This window comes from Pseudonocardia charpentierae, from assembly GCF_031845345.1.
Lineage (GTDB): Bacteria > Actinomycetota > Actinomycetes > Mycobacteriales > Pseudonocardiaceae > Pseudonocardia > Pseudonocardia charpentierae.
In genome coordinates this window covers 180,392-196,217 of sequence record NZ_JAVREJ010000001.1, presented here as the reverse complement: position 1 = coordinate 196,217, position 15,826 = coordinate 180,392, and the positions used below count along the sequence as shown (strand labels likewise).

The window sequence follows — 15,826 nt, the reverse complement described above, 5'->3', positions numbered from 1 at the left end:
CGCCCCGGAACGGCCGGCGCAGCCGTACAGCTCCAGCTTCGCCACGGTCGCGTCGATCATCTTCGCCCGGCCGGCGGCCAGGGCCTCCTCGAGTTGGCGGTCGCCCTGCGCCCAGGTCTCCTCGATACCGGCGCGGAAGGCGTGCCGACGAGGCGATTGACGAGTGGATCTCCAAGCTCAAGGCGCCCGGCGGGCTGCGCGGTTGTCTCGAGACCTACCGCGCCGGGCTGAAGAACGCCCGCATCAACGAGGAGCTGAAGTCGAACAAGATCGGCATGCCGGTCCTCACCATCGGTGCGCCGGAGTTTCTTCGGCGAGCTGGTCGAGCAGCAGATGCTGAGAGTGGCGGAGAAGGTCGACCGCGCCGAGGTCTTCCAGGAGTGCGGGCACAGCCTGGCGCTGGAGGCCGACGAGCGGTTGGCGAACCTGCTGCGCGAGTTCATGTCGGGGCGATAGACGCTGCCCGGGGGCGGGTGGCGCGATCTGTCACCCGCGCCCGCGCAGCACCTCCGGGTTCGCGCAGTTCGCGATCTCCTCGCCGCGCAGGTACCGGCCGACGTCCGAGGCCACGATCGTCGCCGCCCGCTGCGCCGTCTCCTTGCTCCCGCCCGCCAGGTGCGGGGTCATGACGAGGTTCGGCGTGGTCAGCAGCCGCGACCCCACCGGGATCGGCTCCTCGGCGAACACGTCGAACGCGGCGCCGAACAGGTGGCCGGAGTCCAGCGCGTCGCACACCGCGTCGTAGTCCAGCAGCGCCCCGCGTGCGCAGTTCACGAGCACCGACCCGGGCTGCATCAGGGCGATCTGCTCAGCCCCGATCATCTTCTTGTTGTCGGGCGTCACGCGGGCATGCAGGGTGACGAAGCGCGAGCGCGACAGCAGCTCGTCGAGCTCCACCTGCTCGACCCCGGCGGCGAAGGCCTCCGGTGCGAGGTACGGGTCGTGGGCGAGAACGTTCGCGCCGAACCCCGCGAGGATGCGCGCGACCCGGCTGCCGATCGCCCCGTATCCGATCACCCCGACGGTGCTGTTCTCCAGCTCGGGGCCCACGGCGTCGTAGCGGTAGTAGTCGCCGCGCCAGGTGCCGCCCGAGAGGTCCGCGTGGGTCTGCGGGATCCGTCGGGTGGTGGCGATCAGCATGCCGACGCTCTGCTCGGCGGTCGCCGTCGCGTTGCGGCCCGGCGCGTAGGTGACGGCGACGCCGTGTTCGGTAGCCGCCGCGATGTTGGCGTTCACCGGTCCGCCCCGGCTGATGCAGAACAGCCGCAGGTCGGGGGAGGCGTCGAGGACCTTCTCCGTCAGCGGCGCCATCTGGGTCACGCAGACCTCGACGCCCTGCAGGGCCTCGATCATCTGGTCCTCGCTGCCCGACGCCTCGTCGACCTCCGCGACGCGGCCGAACGGCTCGGTCGGCCAGCCCAGGGTCAGCTCGCTGATCTCCAGGCCGTCGGGCACCTCCCGTGCCAAGGCCTCGACGAGCAGCTCGGTGAGGACGAAATGGTCTCCTGCGGCCAGCACTCGGGTCATGAAGACGCCTCCACGGGTGGGGTGTTGAACTGCAACAGCGCAGCCCGCTCGTCGCGCAGCCGCAGCTCGGTGAGCGCGCAGTTGCGCAGGGTCGGGAACAGTCGCCGGTACTCCGCCAGCGGCACGCCGATCAGCCGGCACAGCGCGAGCCGGATCGCGCTGGAGTGGGCGACGACGAGCACGCGGCCATCGGGGTGCTTCTCGGCGATCTCGTCCAGGCAGTGCGTGAACCGGTCCGCGGCCGCGACCGGGTCCTCGCCGCCGGGAAGGTGGTGGGTCACGGGGTCGGCGAGGAAGGCGGCACGGGCGTCGGGGAACCGTTCGGTCATCTCGGCCGAGGTCAGGCCCTCGCCCTCGCCGAAGTCGAGCTCGCACAGCCGCGCGTCGACCTCGAGCGGAAGGCCGGCGGCCTCGCTGCACGCCTCCGCCGTGATGCGGGCCCGGCTGAGCGTCGACGACCAGACGGCGACGAGGCCGGCGGTCTGCGCCCACACCGCGAGCTGAGCCGCCTGCTCGACCCCTCGTGGAGTGAGCGCAACATCGCTGCGACCGGCGTAGCGGTTCTCCGCGTGCCACACGGTCTGGCCGTGGCGGACGAGGACGAGGTCGGTCACGAGGCGTTCTCCTTCCGGCGGCGGGATGACCACGGGGCTTGCCACCGTTGCACGGGACGACCGGTCCCCGCACCTCTGGAGTTGATCCGTGAAGGTTCTCTACACCGCCCAGGCCACCGCCACCGGAGAAGGCCGCAACGGCCACGGCCGCACCTCCGACGGCCTGCTCGACGTCGACTTCGCCAGCCCGAAGGAGATGGGCGGAGCGGGCGGCGCCACCAACCCCGAGCAGCTGTTCGCCCTCGGCTACGCGGCCTGCTTCCACCAGGCGCTCAAGGTCATCGGCCGGCGGGAGAAGGTGGACGTCGACGGCTCGACCGTCGAGGCCGAGGTCGGGATCGGCCCGAACGACGGGGGCGGGTTCCAGCTCCAGGTCGCGCTGACGGCCACGCTGCCGAGCGTCGACCAGGAGGCGGCCGAGCGGATCGTGGCCGCCGCGCACCAGGTCTGCCCGTACTCGAACGCGACCCGCGGCAACATCGACGTCGCCGTGACCGCAGTCGGCGGCTGACGCCACCACGGCTCAGTGGTGGGCTGCGCTCTCCACCGTCGCCTGCAGCGCGGCGAGCAGCGCGCGGGCGTCGTCGAGGCCCAGCTCCACCGCCACGCGGGCGCCGGGCCCGAGCTCGGGGTTGAGGAAGTCGATGTTCACCGTGTGGTCGTGCAGCGCGTGCACGGGGTGGTCGTAGTAGACCGTCGCCGTGCGCAGCGGGAACCAGCCCTGCGGCCCCTTCCCGCTGCTCGCCGCGACGGCCACCTGCTCGGTCCGGTAGGTGCACACGGCGTTCAGCCCTTCTGCTCGTCGGCGAGGTGGGTCGCCAGGAACGTGCGGATCCGCCGCCAGCCGTCGAGCGCGGCGGCCGCCCGGTAGGCGGGCCGGTCCACGGAGAAGAAGGCGTGGCCCGCGCCGTCGTAGCGGTGGAACTCGTGGGTTTTGCCGTGCTCGTCGAGCAGCTTGTCGAGCTCGTCGACCTGCTCCGGCGACGGGTTGCGGTCGTCGTTGCCGAACAGGCCCAGCAACGGCGCGCGGATGTCGCCGAGGCGGTCGGCGATCGGCTGCACCCGGATGGGGAAGCCCTCGGGCGGTTCGGCGGTCACGAACGCGCCGTAGCAGTCGATCGCGGCCTGCACGTCCAGCGCGATCGCCGACAGCACGGCCTGCCGGCCGCCGGAGCAGAAGCCGATCGTCGCCACGCGGCCATTGGACGTGGGGAGGTCGCGCAGCCACCGCACCGCACCCGCCGCGTCGCGCACGAACCGGTCGTCCGGCACACCGCCGTCGGCCCGCGACGCGGCCGCGGCGTCGTCCGGATCCGCGCCGGGGGCGTCGCGCCAGTGGAGGTTGACGCAGATCGCGTCGTAGCCCTCCTCCGCGAACCGGCGCACGATCTCCTTGGCCTCCCGGTCGTAACCGGGCATGTGGTGGATCACCAGGACCCCGCCACGCGGTCCGGGAGCCAGGGGACGGGCCGTGTAGGCCTCGACGAGGTCGTCGCCGTCTCCTCTGATCCCCACCGTCTCGGCGAGCACGGCGTCGTAGCGCACCCGGAGGCCTCCTCTTCTCCCGTATCGGCCGACGGTTCCCGGCCCCCGGGACATGACTACACCTCGGCCGGTTGCTCCGTCCGGGGCCTGTTGATCGAGAAGGTCCTGTGAAGAGATGCGGTGTTGTCGCCCAGCGTGTCGAACCGACCGGGCGTGACCAGCCGGTACTACTCTCCGTGCCACATATCACTCGGCCGGGTGACCACGCTAGCGTGCCCGCGTCGGGTGCCCGGTCGGGTCTCGTTCCGACACCGCCTCGCTCCCCGGGAGATCGTGTGCCCGCTCGTCACCTCGCACGTCCGGCTGTCGCTCCCCGCCGGCGTGCCGCGGCGGCCGGCAGCGGCGTGCTGGCACTGCTGCTGCTCGCCGTCGGCCTGGCTCTCGCTCCGGCACCTGCTGCGGCGGCGGCCGCCACGAGCATGCTGCGCCTCGCCCAGCTGAGCCCGGACCAGGGCGACCTGGAGCTGACCGTGTCGTCGGTCGCGAACCCGGACGACACCGTCCTGATCGCCGCGCTCGGCTACGGCGAGCTGTCGGACTACCGGACCGTCGAGGCGGGCGACTACGTGATCGCCACCCGGCCCGCCGGGTCGACCGAGCCGCCCATGGTCTCCAAGACCATCTCCGTGCAGCCCGGCACGACGACCACGGTCGCGACCGTCGGGCCGCGGGCCGAAGGCGCGGTCACCAGCTTCACCGACGACCTGACCGCTCCCGACCCCACGCAGGCCCGCGTCCGCGTGATCAACGCGGCGCCGCCCGCCACGCAGCTCGACGTGCGCGGGCCGTCGGGGGAGCAGATCGCGGGCGCCCTCGCGCTCGGGGCGGCCGGTCCGTACACGACGCTGGCTCCGGGGGAGACGCGGCTGTCGGTCGGCCCCGTGGGTGCACCCGCCGCCGAGCTGCCCGTCACGCTGAACGCCAACGAGGTCAGTTCGATCGTATTGACCAGCGGCGACGGCGGCCTCAAGGCGCGGGTGGTGGTGGACGCGGGCGGCCCGTCGGTCGTGCCCCCGGGCCCGGTGCACGCCGGCTTCGGCGGCGCCGCGATCGAGGCCGGCCCGTACCGGGCCGTGAGCAGCACGGTGCTGGTCGTGCTCGCTGCCGCCGCCGCCCTGATGTCGGCCCGGTTCGCGCGGAGCCGATGACGTTGACCGGACTCCGGTGACCGCGGTGTCGGGCCTCCTGGGCACGCCGCCGCCGTGGCCGCTCGGCCTGGTCACCGCGGTGCTCGCGGGCGTTCTGCTGTGGTCGGTGACCGCGCGGTTGCGGCTGCGGCCGGAGAGCCGCGCGGCGTCGACCGCGGTGTACGCGTGCTGCGCGCTGCTCGTCGAGCTGACCACGGCGGACGGCGTCGACGGGCGGGCGGCCCTGCTGCTCGCCGCGGGCGGGATGTTCGCGGCGGCCGGACGGCGACGCAGCCTGCTGGCCGCGCTGGCCTGCGCCGCAGCCGTCGCGCTCGCCCCGGTGGTCGCCGTCGGCATCCTCGTGCTGCTCGGCATGATGGCCCTGCGGAAGGACCTGCTGACCCGCTTCCCCGTCGTGATCCGCCGGCTCATCGGCGTCGCGGCGATCGCGGCCGCCGCCGGTGTCGCGGCCCTGCTCGCCCGCCCGCAGGCCGGTCCGGCGGTGCCGGTGGGCGTCCTCGTCGTGCTCGGCTCGTGCGCGCTGCTGATCGGCGGTGCGTCCTGGCTGCGGCTGCCGTGGCTGCGGCCGCCGGTCGCCGCGGTGGGCGCGCTGGTGCTGTGCCAGTTCCTGCCGGGTCCGGATCTCGACGCCGTGCTGCCGGCCGCCGCCGGGCTCGCCGTACTCGCGGCGGTGCTGACCGAGGAGCACCACGCCCTGTTCGCGCGACCCGTGCTGGTCGGCGCGGTGCTGGTGGGTGTCGTCGTGACGGCGCTGCTCGTGCCGGCCGTCCCGCTGCCGGTGACGCCGAGCCCGGTTGCCGACGTCGCCCCGGTGCCCGCCCGCCTGGCCGAGTCGCAGGTCGGCGCCGTCGCCATCACGATCCCGCGGCTCGACCTGTCCGGGCCGCTGGACGAGCTCGGTGTCGCCGACGACGGCGAGCTGCTCGCGCCCGACGACCCCGCCCGCGCCGGCTGGTACTCCGGCGGTGTCGTCCCGGGTGACCGCGGCCCGGCGATCGTCGGGGGTCACGTCGACTCCCGGAGCGGGCCCGGGGTGTTCTTCGCGCTGCGGTCGCTGCGGCCCGACGACCTGGTCGAGATCACGCGCTCGGACGGCAGGGTGGCGCGGTTCTCCGTCACCCGGGTCCGGCAGGTGGCCAAGGAGCAGTTCCCGACGGCTGCGGTGTACGGCCCGACCCCACGGCCCGAGCTCCGGCTGATCACCTGCGGCGGGCGGTTCGACCGGACGGCGCGCAGCTACACCGACAACGTGGTCGTCGAGGCGGTGGCCGTATGAACACCCACCGTGACAGGGGTCTGAACGGCTCAGGCTCTTACCCCCGATCAGTGGATTTACCTTCCGGTGCTGCACGAGACACTCCGCTCAACGCCACCAGCGCGGCCCGCGGCGTGCGCTCCCCCTCCGTGCAGACGACCGGACCGAGCCGGATTTCCCCGATCCTGGCGTCCGCTTTGTTACCCCCGAGGAGCGTTCCGCACGATGACTGCCGACCTTGACGGCCTGCCCTTCTCCGTCGTCCGGCGGGGCTTCGACCGCGCGCAGGTCGAGGAGCGGCTCGGCAAGCTCCTCGCCGAGCGCGACGCCGCCCACGCCGCCCGCCAATCGGCCCTGGCCGACCTCGAGCGCCTTTCCCGCGAACTCGACGTGAGCCGTGGCGAGACCCGCGCCGCCCGCACCGAGCTGGCCGAGAGCCGGTCCGAGGTGGAGCGCCTCACCGCGCACGTCGCCGAGCTGTCGACCATCCCGAGCACGGTCGACGGGATGAGCGACCGGCTGCAGCAGATGGTGCGCGTCGCCCAGGACGAGGTGAACGACATGCGCGCCCGCGCCACCCGGGGCGCCGCGCAGATCCTCAGCATGGCCCAGGCGGAGGCCGACGAACTGGTCGACGGCTCCCGCCAGCAGCGTCGTGAGTTCGAGGCCGAGCAGCACCAGGCGCAGGACGAGCTGCGGGTGCGGCTGGAGGAGAGCCGGACGCGCCTGGCGCAGATGCGCGAAGAGGCCGACGGCCAGCGCGCCCGCCTCGACGCCGAGCTGGCCGAGCGCCGCAGCCGGGAGGAGCAGTCGCTGGCCTCCGACATCGCCGAGCGGCGCGACGTGCTCATGACCGAGCTGGGGGCGCAGGAGAAGCGCCAGCGCGAGGAGGCACAGCGCATCGTCGACGCCGCGTCGACCGAGGCGCGCGCAGTCCTGGCCGAGGCCGCCGCCGAGGCCGAGCGCTCGCGGACCCAGCTGCGCGACCACGTCAGCCGCGGCCAGGAGGAGCTCGAGCAGCTGCGTGCCCTGCAGCACCAGATCGCCGAGCAGCTGACCGGGGTGCGCAGCCTCCTGGACTGGACGCTGCCGAGGGTGACGGCTCCGGCGCCGACGTCGGCCACCATGCTGAGCGCCACGCCGCCCCAGGCCCAGCCCGCGTTCGCCCCGTCGACGGTCACGGCGATGCCGCCCGCCGCGGCCGCCCTGCCGCCGCCCACCGCCACCCTGGCGGCCCGGCCGTTCGACGACCTGTCGCCGGCGTACGCCGACGCGTTCGACGACACCGAGATGCCCGCCCCGGCCGACGCCGCGCCAGCCAAGGACACGTTCGACGACGACGCGTTCGACGCCGCGATCGCGACGGAGCGCGAGGCCACCGAGGCGACCGCGCAACGGTTCACCGGGCCCGGCTTCCCGTCGACGGACGACGTCCGCGGCGACGACGTCCCCGAGCCGCGGACCGCCGCGGACGACGAACCCGAGCGGCCCTCACCGGTCGCCCGCCCGGAGCGCCCGAGCCGTCTCTCGTCCCGTCTCTCGTCCCGGCGCTGACCGGCCCGTCTTCACCGCACCGCAGAAGCTGACCTTCAGAACAGGAAGTGACCCGTGGCAGGTTCCGCCACCTCGTGGAGCACGCAGGCCCCAGCCGGGACGGCGACGGCCGACGACGACCGCCCGGTGTTCGCGACGGCCCTGCGGGGCTACGAGCGCAACCAGGTCGACGACCACCTCGACCGGCGCGACAAGGAGCTGGCCGCACTCCGCTCGGAGCTGGCCGAACTGCGGTCCGAGCGCGACCGCGCCGTCGCCGACGCCGAGAGCAAGGACCAGGAGCTGCGGGAGGCCCGGGCGAAGTCGGCCCACCTCGAGCCCGCGGCGAAGGAGGACAGTTTCGGCTTCCGCGCGGAGAAGCTGCTGCGGATGGCCGAGCAGGAGGCGGCCGACATCCGCGGCTCGGCGGGCCGCGAGTTGTCGAGCATCGTCGAGAAGGCGCGGACGGAGGCCGAGGCGCACAGGCACGAGGTCGAGCAGACCCTGATCACGCGGGCGTCGCTGCTCGAACAGCAGGCCGCGAAGCGGTCGGCCGCGTTGCAGGAGCGCGAGCAGCAGATCGGCGAGCAGCTCACGGCCGCCCGTGAGCAGGCCGAGCAGCTCCAGGCCAACGCGGCGCGGGCTGCGGAACGGCTGCGCGAGGAGTCCGAGGAGGCCGCCGAGCAGACCCGGCAGCGCGCCGATGCCGATGCCCGCCGCCGGCTCGACGAGGCGGGCAAGGAGATCTCCCGGCTCTCGGGCCTGGAGGCCGACGTCCGCAGCGAGCTCGCCCAGCTCGCGCAGCTCATCTCCGCCGAGCTCGCGTCGGCCCAGGCCGCCCAGGGCGGGGCCAGGGAAGCCGCCGCCGCACCGCCGGAGACCGTGAAGGTTCCGCAGAACAGCCCGCCGAACGGCGGGAGGTCGCGCGATCGGAAGTGACGGTCGCGCACGAGGGGAAGGCGTCATGTCGCCAGGGGGCCAGGTGCACGACACATCGGACGGGACGGACCGGGCACGGTTCGTCACGGTGATGCGCGGCTACGACCGCATCGAGGTCGACGAGTACGTCCGCGACACCCGCCGGACGGCGCAGAAGCTGCAGGCGGAGCTCGCGCAGAGCGAGGAGCGGCGCAGGCGGGCCGAGCAGCACGCCGAGTCCGTCGAGCGGGAGATGACGGCCGCCCGGTCCCGCCCCTCCGCGCCTGCGGAGGAGGGCTTCGGGATGCGGGCGGAGCGGCTGCTCCGGATCGCGGAGCAGGAGGCGGCCGAGATCCGCTCGGGCGCGTCGCGTGAGGCTGCGGCCACCCTGCAGCAGAGCCGGGCCGAGGCCGAACGGGCCCGGCACGAGGCAGAGCAGGCGCTGATCACCCGCTCCAGCCGGTTCGACGAGCAGGCCGCCCAGCGCACCGCGGAGCTGCAGCAGCGCGAGCAGCAGATCGCCGAGCAGCTCGAGGTCGCGCGGAACGAGGCCGAGGCCGTCGAGGCGGCGGCCCGCCGTGCGGCCGACCAGTACCGCGAACGCATGCAGGCCGACGCCGAAGAGGTCGTCGCCCGGGCGCGGTCCGAGGCCGGACAGATCCGCGACCAGGCCGGCCAGGAGCTGGCACGGCTCACCGGCCTGCAGGACAACGTGCGCGCCGAGCTCGCCCGGCTCGCCACGCTGCTCACCCAGGAGTCGGCCCGCGCGCCCGGCGGAGAGGGAAACCGCTGACCGCGAACGTTCTCCGTCGGGGCAACTCGATGCTGTCGGCGACTCCGACGCGACCGGGCCTCGGCCGGGTCGCGCCGGCCGTGGCGACGGCGGCCGCCCTCGTGGTGCACGTCCTGGCGGCGCTGCGCCTCGACGCGCGCGCCCCGACCGGTGACGAGGCGCGGCTGGCCGCCGGCGTCTACGCGGCGGGCGGCGGGCCCGTCGGCCCGGTCCCGCTGTCGTTCCCCGACCTGCTCGCGGCGCGCCAGCTCGCGGCCGTCACCGCGCTCGTGCCGGGTGGCACCTGGTCGGTCTGGGCGACGGCTCAGATCGGGGTGCTCACGGCCGGGCTGCTCACGGCCGTGCTGGTGTGGCCGGTCCTGCGTCGGCTGGGGTGTGGCAACGGGCCGACCGCCCTCGGTGTCGCTCTCGTCGGCGTGACACCGCCCGCGGTCGCGGCGCACTCGACGGTGGTCGCCGCCGCCGTCGCCGTGCCCTGGCTGCTGGTCGCCGCGTTGCTGATCGGCCGGAGCCGCGTGCGCCAGGTGGCCGCGGTCGTCGCGGTGCTGGTGGCGGTGCTCACCGCGCCGCTCGTGGGCGCCGCGGTGCTCGCGCTGGCGGCGTACGCGATCTTCGACGGCACCGTGTCGCGCAGGCCCGGGCGCGCCCTGCGTATCGCCGGCGGGATCGTCGTCGGCCTGGCGGCGGTCGGCCTGGCGATCGCGTCGTCGCGCGGGCCGGAGCCCGGAGCGGCCGCGCCGCCGTTGTCGGGCGGGCTGACGGCGGTCGTCGCGGTGGTCGGGCTCGCGCTCGTCGTCGCCGGATGGCGGGTCCGCTGGGTGCGGCCCCTGCTCGGTCCGGCCGTCCTGCTGCTCGTCGTCCTGCTCGTGCCGGGGCCCGGAAACGCGGCCGCCGGCCTGGCCGTGCTGCCGTTCCTGGCGATCGTGCTCGCCGCGGTGGCCGAAGACGTCGCCGCCCGCGTGCCGGGCCTGCGGTGGCCCATGGCGGTGATCGTCGCGGGCGTGGCGGCGGTCGTAACGGTGCTGCTCCTTCCCGTTCCCGGCCCGGTCCGCGAGCCCGCGCCGTCGATGCTCCTCGGGTGGATGGACCAGCAGATGCCGCCCGGCACCGGGCTGCACGCCGGCGCGCTGGACCGGGCCGAGCTCGTCGAGGCGGGGTTCCCGGCCGAGCGGCTCCGAGATCTCGGTGAGCCGGTCGCTGCGAACGACGCCGTGCTCCTCGCCGGCCGTCCCGGACCGTGCCCCGTGGGTGAGGTGCGTGCGAGGCTGCCCTGGCGGGGTGGCGCGCAGGCCGAGCTCTGCGGCCCGGCGGACCCGGTGGCCACGAGCGAGGCGGAGCGGACGGGCCGCGTTCGGATCGGCACGGCGCTGGCCGGGAACCGCGGCCTGCAGCTCGGCCCGGCGACCGCCGACCTGCTGACGACAGGCCGGGTCGACCCCCGCGTCATGATGGTGCTGAGCGTGCTGGCCGGCTCGCACACGCTCGTGGTCGCCGACTTCCCTGCGGCCCCGTACGCACCGGCCGACACGCTGCGGAGGCAGGTGCTCCTCGGCTCGGTCGACGGCGTGCCGACGACCACGGAGGTCCCCTCGTTCCTGCCCACCTGGCTCGACGGGCAGCACGCCCCCTTCGTTCCCGCGGTCGTGCAGCGGGAGGACGGCGGCCTGCTCATCGGCTACGGCGCACCCACCCCGCCGGGCCTGCTGCCGGGCTGACGGCTGTGCGCGACGATCGGCACCACCGGTCAGTCTGAGAAGTCGACATGGCGTTCGGAGCAGCTATTTTGCCGAAAGGCGTAGTCGACGACCGCCCGCCGCGTGCCGGTCGCCGTCGGCCCCACGGCGCTCTCAGGAGCGCAACCTGCTGGTCACGGGCCTGGCTACCGTCGCGGCCGTGCACCCCCTGACCTCCCGGACCGCTGTGCGCCTGCTCGGCGCCACGGTCTGCGCGGCCGCGCTCGGCCTGGCCACAGCGTGTGGCTCGAGCGGAGCTGCCGCCCCTGCCGCACCGTCCTCCGCCCCGGCCACATTCCAGGACACCGCAGGCCAGACCGCTCAGGGTGGCCACACCGGCCACGGCGGCGGCCACGGCGGGATGGCCGGGACGGGTTCGGGCGAGCTCGAACTCTACGCAGTCCAGACCGGAACGCTCGGCGTCGTCGTCACCGACGGGGAGGGCCGCGTGCTGTACGGCTCCGACGGCGACCAGACGACCCCGCCCCGGTCGCACTGCACGGACACGTGCGCGCAGTCCTGGCTGCCCCTCACCGTCCCTGCCGGGCAGGAGCTGCAGCTCCTGGGCGTCGACGCCGAGGTGGTCGGACGGCTGGCCCGGCAGGACGGCAGCAGTCAGGTGACCCTGGGCGGGTGGCCGGTCTACGTCAACCGCAACGACGACGGGCAGCTCAAGGCCGCCGTACAGGGCCCGCAGTCGGCGGGCTGGTTCGCGGTGTCGCCGAGCGGGGCGAAGGTCACGCTGCCGGGCTGACTCCTCGTGTGCCGGACCCGAAAGGACCAGTCGGCGACGGTGTCGTACCGCGTGCCGCTACCGGACGTGACGTCACCCGATCAGCGGTTGTCCGATCAGGTGACGGCCACAATGGTTCGCGAGGCAATGGAGCTGTCGTCCCCCGCATCGCCTGGCCGCGTGAGCCATCCCCGTCTCCTTCCGGCAGGCACACGGCTCCTACCGATCATCCCCCGAAGGAAGTGTTTTCGTGGCCACTCCCACGACCGCCACGTCGGCCGGCTCCTCGTCCTCTTCCGACCATTCCTTTGACACGGTCCTGCGCGGCTATGAGCGTCGTCAGGTCGACGACGCCGTCAGCCGCCTCCGGAACGAGGTCGCCCAGCTGAAGGACGAGCTCGCCGAGGCCGAGCGCAGGCGCCGGCAGGCCAACGAGCACGCCGAGGCCACCGAGCGCGAGCTGCGCGACGTGCGAGCCAAGTCGGCGCACTCCGAGCCGCGGTCGGTGGAAGACAGCTTCGGGTACCGGGCCGAGAAGCTGCTCCGCATCGCGGAGCAGGAGGCCGCCGAGGTCCGCACGCACGCGTCGCGGGAGTCGGCCGCGATCATCGAGCAGGCCCGCACCGAGGCGGAGAAGCACCGCCACGAGGTCGAGCAGAGCCTGATCTCGCGTGCTGCCGTTCTCGAGCAGCAGGCCGCGCAGCGCAACGCCGAGCTCCAGGAGCGCGAGCAGCAGATCGCCGACCAGCTCACCGCGGCCCGCGAGCAGGCCGACCAGCTGCACGCCGCCGCCGCCCGCACCGCGGACCGGCTGCGGCAGGAGTCCGAGGCTGCCGCCGAGGAGGCGAAGCTCCGGGCCGCCACCGACATTCAGCGCCAGCGCGACCAGGCGGCGCAGGAGATCGCGCGCCTGGACAAGGTCCAGTCCGACGTGCGGGTCGAGCTCGCCCGACTCAACGACGTGCTGTCGAACGAGCTGGCTGCCGGTTCCCGGACCGGGGGCGTTCCGACCCAGCGTCCCGCTCAGACGTCCGCACCGAACGCCGGCAACGGCAACGGCAACCACCGGCGGAACCCGAACGCCAAGGGGCAGGAAGCGGTCGGCGCAGGTCGCTGACTCCCTTCACCGAGTGTCGTCGGGGACGTGAGCACGCGCTCACGTCCCCGACGTGTTTCTCCACCAGGTCACAGGGCCAGCTCGTAGCTCTGCCCGGTGACCGTCGGGCCGAACCCGGCGTAGGGCTCCTCCCCGGTGAGCTCGAAGCCCGCCGACAGGTAGACGGCGCGGGCGGCCACCTGGAGGTTCGTGGTCCACAACCGCAGCCGCCGGTAGCCGACGGCACGGGCGAACCGGACACACTCGGCGGTCAGCATGGTCCCGAGCCCGCGTTTCCGGGCGTCCGGATGCACCAGCATGACCCGCAGCTGCGCCGTCTCCTCATCCGCGCGCACGCAGAACACGCAGCCGACCCGTCGGCCGTCGAGCTCGGCGATCCACGCCGCCTCGCGCTCGAGATCCGCGCCTCCCGCGAAGTCCGCCACGATCCGGGCCACGAGCGCCTCGAAGGGCGTTCCCCACCCGAGCTCGGCGGCGTAGAGCTCGCCGTGTGCCTGCACCACCCAGCCGAGATCGCCCGGGCGGCCGAGCCGCCGGATCGTCACCTCGTCCATCGGCCCTCCCGCACTGAAACAGTCGTTTCAGTGAAAGGCTAGCGCAATGAGTGACGGGGAGGTCGGTGGATCGGCCCGGCGGCAGGAACTGCTCGAGGCCGCCTACGGCTACGTGCTGGAGCGTGGTCTGGCCGATCTGTCGCTGCGCCCACTGGCCACCGCGATCGGCAGCAGCCCGCGCGTGCTGCTGTTCCTCTTCGGCAGCAAGGACGGCCTGGTCCGGGCGTTGCTGGCGCGGGCACGCGCCGACGAACTCGATGTTCTGGATCGGGTGCGCCGGGCCGGGTCGGCGGGCGGCCCGCGCGCCGCCGCCGACGCGATCTGGGCCTGGCTCGCCGCCGCCGAGCACCGCGGGCTGCTGACCCTCTGGCTCGAGGGCTACGCCCGTGCGCTCGTCGAGAGCGACGGTGTGTGGGAGGGCTTCGCCGCCCGGACCGTCCGCGACTGGCTCGGGCTTCTCGACGAGGTGAGCGCGGAGGCGGACGACGTCGACCGGACGCTGCTGCTGGCGGTGCTGCGGGGATGTCTGCTCGACCTCCTCGCGACCGGCGACGTCGCGCGGACGAGCGCGGCGGTCGACCGGTACCTGCGCATGATCGACGAACGCGACGTGGCGGGGTGACTTCGAGCACCTCGACCGCCGAGGAACGACCGGGGCCGCACGTCGCCGGCCTGCTGCGCGGAGGGCGAACGGGAAACGACGAGATCCTGTCGGTCCCCTTCCGTAGCCTGGTCGGGTGACCGCGGCCGATCGTCGCGCTCCGCCCGTCCCCGACCTGAAGGTGTTCCGTGACCGAACGAAGCGACGTCCGCAGCCCCGTCTCACCGGCGGGTGAGCCCGGGACGCCCGGCGGTACCTCGGATCGGTTGGACCCGCGCTCCCGCACGGTGATCGTCGTCCTGCTCGTGTCGGCGTTCGTGGTCATCCTGAACGAGACGATCATGAGCGTGGCGTTGCCCGTGCTGATGACGGACCTGCAGGTCTCCGCCGCCGTCGGGCAGTGGCTCACCGCCGGCTTCCTGCTCACGATGTCCGTGGTCATCCCCATCACGGGCTTCCTGATCCGCCGCTTCCGCACGCGGTCGCTGTACGGCGCGGCGATGAGCCTTTTCAGCACCGGCACCCTGCTCGCGGCGCTGGCGCCGGGCTTCCCGGTGCTCCTGGCCGGCCGCGTGGTGCAGGCGAGCGGCACGGCGATCATGATGCCGCTGCTGATGACCACGGTGATGACGCTCGTCCCGCCGGCCCGCCGCGGCGTCATGATGGGCAACATCTCGATCGTCATCGCGGTCGCCCCCGCGATCGGCCCCGCCGTCTCCGGGCTGGTGCTGAGCCTGTTCGGCTGGCGGGCCATGTTCTGGCTCGTGCTGCCGATCGCGCTCGTCTCGCTCGTCGTGGGTCTGCGTCGGATCACGGACGTCGGGGAGCCGACGGCGATGCGCATCGACGTGCTGTCGGTCGTCCTGTCGGCCTTCGGCTTCGGCGGCCTGGTGTACGGGTTGAGCAGCTTCGGCGAGTCGACCGCGGGCCCGTCGACGACGACGTGGGTGGCGTTCGTCGTCGGCGTCGTCGGGCTCGTCGCGTTCGTCGGCCGGCAGATCGTGCTGCAGCGCGACGACCGGGCGCTGTTGGACCTGCGCACGTTCCGGTTCCGGATCTTCACCGCCGCCTCGGTGCTGATGATGCTGATGATGGCCGTGCTGCTCGGCGCGATCGTCCTGCTGCCGATCTACATGCAGACCGTGCAGCAGCTCGCTCCGCTCACCACCGGCCTGCTCCTGCTGCCCGGCGGTCTGGTCATGGGTCTGCTGGGGCCGGTGGTGGGCCGGCTGTACGACCGGTTCGGTGCGCGGGCGCTGCTGATCCCGGGAACCATCCTCACCAGCATGTCCCTGTGGTCCGCGACGCTGCTCGGGGTGCACAGCCCGGCGGCCCAGATCCTGGTGTTCCACCTGCTGCTGAGCGTGGGCCTGGCGTTCGTGTTCACGCCGCTGTTCACCGCGGGTCTGGGCGCGCTGCCCGCGCGGCTGTACTCCTACGGCAGCGCGGTCTTCGGCGCGACGCAGCAGCTGGCGGGCGCCGCCGGAGTGGCGCTGCTGGTGAGCGTGTACAGCGTGCGGTCGGCGGCGATGGCCGATTCCGGTGCGGTGGGGGTCGAAGCCGTCGCGGGCGGGGTGCACGCCGCGTTCGTGGTGGCGGCGTGCCTGTCGGTGGCGGCGATCGTGGGGGCGTTGTTCGTGCGGACTCCGCAGCACGAAGACGCGGTCGCCGCTCCCTCAGGGCACTGACATCACGCTTGCTACGGCAGTATTGCCAGTTGGGTAGACGGCGACAGATCACCCGATCGATGAGGTC

At 73.7% G+C, this 15,826-nt stretch carries 17 protein-coding genes; 12 read left to right on the top strand and 5 right to left on the bottom strand.

The annotated features are described in order from the left end of the window. Positions 1–294: 294 nt before the first annotated feature. A complete protein-coding gene (locus tag RM445_RS00970; RefSeq protein ID WP_311553994.1) occupies positions 295–456 on the top strand; it encodes a hypothetical protein in 162 nt (53 codons plus the stop codon). Between the two features lie 30 nt (positions 457–486). Here RM445_RS00970 and RM445_RS00965 read toward each other — a convergent pair whose 3' ends face one another. Then, positions 487–1,527, bottom strand: a complete 1,041-nt coding sequence (locus tag RM445_RS00965) for a 2-hydroxyacid dehydrogenase (protein ID WP_311553993.1) — start codon at positions 1,525–1,527, stop codon at positions 487–489. Next, entirely contained in the window at positions 1,524–2,141 is a 618-nt protein-coding gene (locus RM445_RS00960) for a histidine phosphatase family protein (protein WP_311553992.1), read from the bottom strand. The genes RM445_RS00965 and RM445_RS00960 overlap by 4 nt, the downstream gene beginning before the upstream one ends. Before the next feature lie 88 nt (positions 2,142–2,229). Here RM445_RS00960 and RM445_RS00955 point away from each other — a divergent pair, with 88 nt between their 5' ends. Then, complete coding sequence (locus tag RM445_RS00955; RefSeq protein WP_311553991.1) at positions 2,230–2,652, top strand: organic hydroperoxide resistance protein; 423 nt, start codon at positions 2,230–2,232, stop codon at positions 2,650–2,652. Between the two features lie 12 nt (positions 2,653–2,664). On the opposite strand, the gene RM445_RS00950 is transcribed toward RM445_RS00955, so the two are convergent. Both RM445_RS00950 and RM445_RS00945 read right to left on the bottom strand, forming a co-directional pair. Continuing rightward, positions 2,665–2,922, bottom strand: coding sequence for a DUF6295 family protein (locus tag RM445_RS00950; RefSeq protein WP_311553990.1), 258 nt, complete (start codon positions 2,920–2,922; stop codon positions 2,665–2,667). Between the two features lie 5 nt (positions 2,923–2,927). Next, positions 2,928–3,686 carry a dienelactone hydrolase family protein gene (locus RM445_RS00945; RefSeq protein WP_311553989.1) on the bottom strand — a complete coding sequence of 253 codons (759 nt, stop codon included), beginning with the start codon at positions 3,684–3,686 and terminating at the stop codon, positions 2,928–2,930. A gap of 275 nt (positions 3,687–3,961) precedes the next feature. Here RM445_RS00945 and RM445_RS00940 point away from each other — a divergent pair, with 275 nt between their 5' ends. The 8 genes from RM445_RS00940 (at position 3,962) to RM445_RS00905 (ending at position 12,916) form a co-directional block, all read left to right on the top strand. Then, positions 3,962–4,834, top strand: a complete 873-nt coding sequence (locus tag RM445_RS00940; protein ID WP_311553988.1) for a DUF4397 domain-containing protein — start codon at positions 3,962–3,964, stop codon at positions 4,832–4,834. A gap of 16 nt (positions 4,835–4,850) precedes the next feature. Continuing rightward, positions 4,851–6,110, top strand: coding sequence for a class F sortase (locus RM445_RS00935; RefSeq protein ID WP_311553987.1), 1,260 nt, complete (start codon positions 4,851–4,853; stop codon positions 6,108–6,110). A 204-nt stretch (positions 6,111–6,314) separates the two neighbouring features. After that, a complete protein-coding gene (locus RM445_RS00930) occupies positions 6,315–7,643 on the top strand; it encodes a coiled-coil domain-containing protein (RefSeq protein WP_311553986.1) in 1,329 nt (442 codons plus the stop codon). 54 nt (positions 7,644–7,697) lie between these two features. Next, positions 7,698–8,561 (top strand): coiled-coil domain-containing protein, encoded by an 864-nt coding sequence (locus tag RM445_RS00925; protein ID WP_311553985.1) that lies wholly within the window; start codon positions 7,698–7,700, stop codon positions 8,559–8,561. Between the two features lie 43 nt (positions 8,562–8,604). Continuing rightward, on the top strand, positions 8,605–9,333 hold the full coding sequence (locus tag RM445_RS00920) for a coiled-coil domain-containing protein (protein ID WP_311553984.1): 729 nt from the start codon (positions 8,605–8,607) through the stop codon (positions 9,331–9,333). Positions 9,334–9,362: 29 nt separating this feature from the next. After that, a complete protein-coding gene (locus tag RM445_RS00915) occupies positions 9,363–11,048 on the top strand; it encodes a hypothetical protein (protein WP_311553983.1) in 1,686 nt (561 codons plus the stop codon). Positions 11,049–11,226: 178 nt separating this feature from the next. After that, positions 11,227–11,820, top strand: a complete 594-nt coding sequence (locus tag RM445_RS00910) for a hypothetical protein (RefSeq protein WP_311553982.1) — start codon at positions 11,227–11,229, stop codon at positions 11,818–11,820. A gap of 229 nt (positions 11,821–12,049) precedes the next feature. Next, positions 12,050–12,916, top strand: a complete 867-nt coding sequence (locus tag RM445_RS00905) for a coiled-coil domain-containing protein (RefSeq protein ID WP_311553981.1) — start codon at positions 12,050–12,052, stop codon at positions 12,914–12,916. Between the two features lie 68 nt (positions 12,917–12,984). Here RM445_RS00905 and RM445_RS00900 read toward each other — a convergent pair whose 3' ends face one another. After that, the gene (locus RM445_RS00900; protein ID WP_311553980.1) at positions 12,985–13,470 is read right to left on the bottom strand and encodes a GNAT family N-acetyltransferase; all 486 of its coding nucleotides are present in this window, start codon (positions 13,468–13,470) and stop codon (positions 12,985–12,987) included. Between the two features lie 46 nt (positions 13,471–13,516). Between RM445_RS00900 and RM445_RS00895 the strand changes: the two genes are divergently transcribed. Both RM445_RS00895 and RM445_RS00890 read left to right on the top strand, forming a co-directional pair. Continuing rightward, positions 13,517–14,092, top strand: a complete 576-nt coding sequence (locus RM445_RS00895; protein WP_311553979.1) for a TetR/AcrR family transcriptional regulator — start codon at positions 13,517–13,519, stop codon at positions 14,090–14,092. A gap of 167 nt (positions 14,093–14,259) precedes the next feature. Beyond that, positions 14,260–15,759 carry a DHA2 family efflux MFS transporter permease subunit gene (locus tag RM445_RS00890; RefSeq protein WP_311553978.1) on the top strand — a complete coding sequence of 500 codons (1,500 nt, stop codon included), beginning with the start codon at positions 14,260–14,262 and terminating at the stop codon, positions 15,757–15,759. Positions 15,760–15,826: the final 67 nt, after the last annotated feature.

Coding starts and splice junctions, on each gene's coding strand:
- RM445_RS00915 (WP_311553983.1), top strand. CDS start 9,363: ATGCTGTCGGCGACTCCGACGCGACCGGGCCTCGGCCGGGTCGCGCCG.
- RM445_RS00895 (WP_311553979.1), top strand. CDS start 13,517: ATGAGTGACGGGGAGGTCGGTGGATCGGCCCGGCGGCAGGAACTGCTC.
- RM445_RS00965 (WP_311553993.1), bottom strand. CDS start 1,527: ATGACCCGAGTGCTGGCCGCAGGAGACCATTTCGTCCTCACCGAGCTG.
- RM445_RS00900 (WP_311553980.1), bottom strand. CDS start 13,470: ATGGACGAGGTGACGATCCGGCGGCTCGGCCGCCCGGGCGATCTCGGC.
- RM445_RS00930 (WP_311553986.1), top strand. CDS start 6,315: ATGACTGCCGACCTTGACGGCCTGCCCTTCTCCGTCGTCCGGCGGGGC.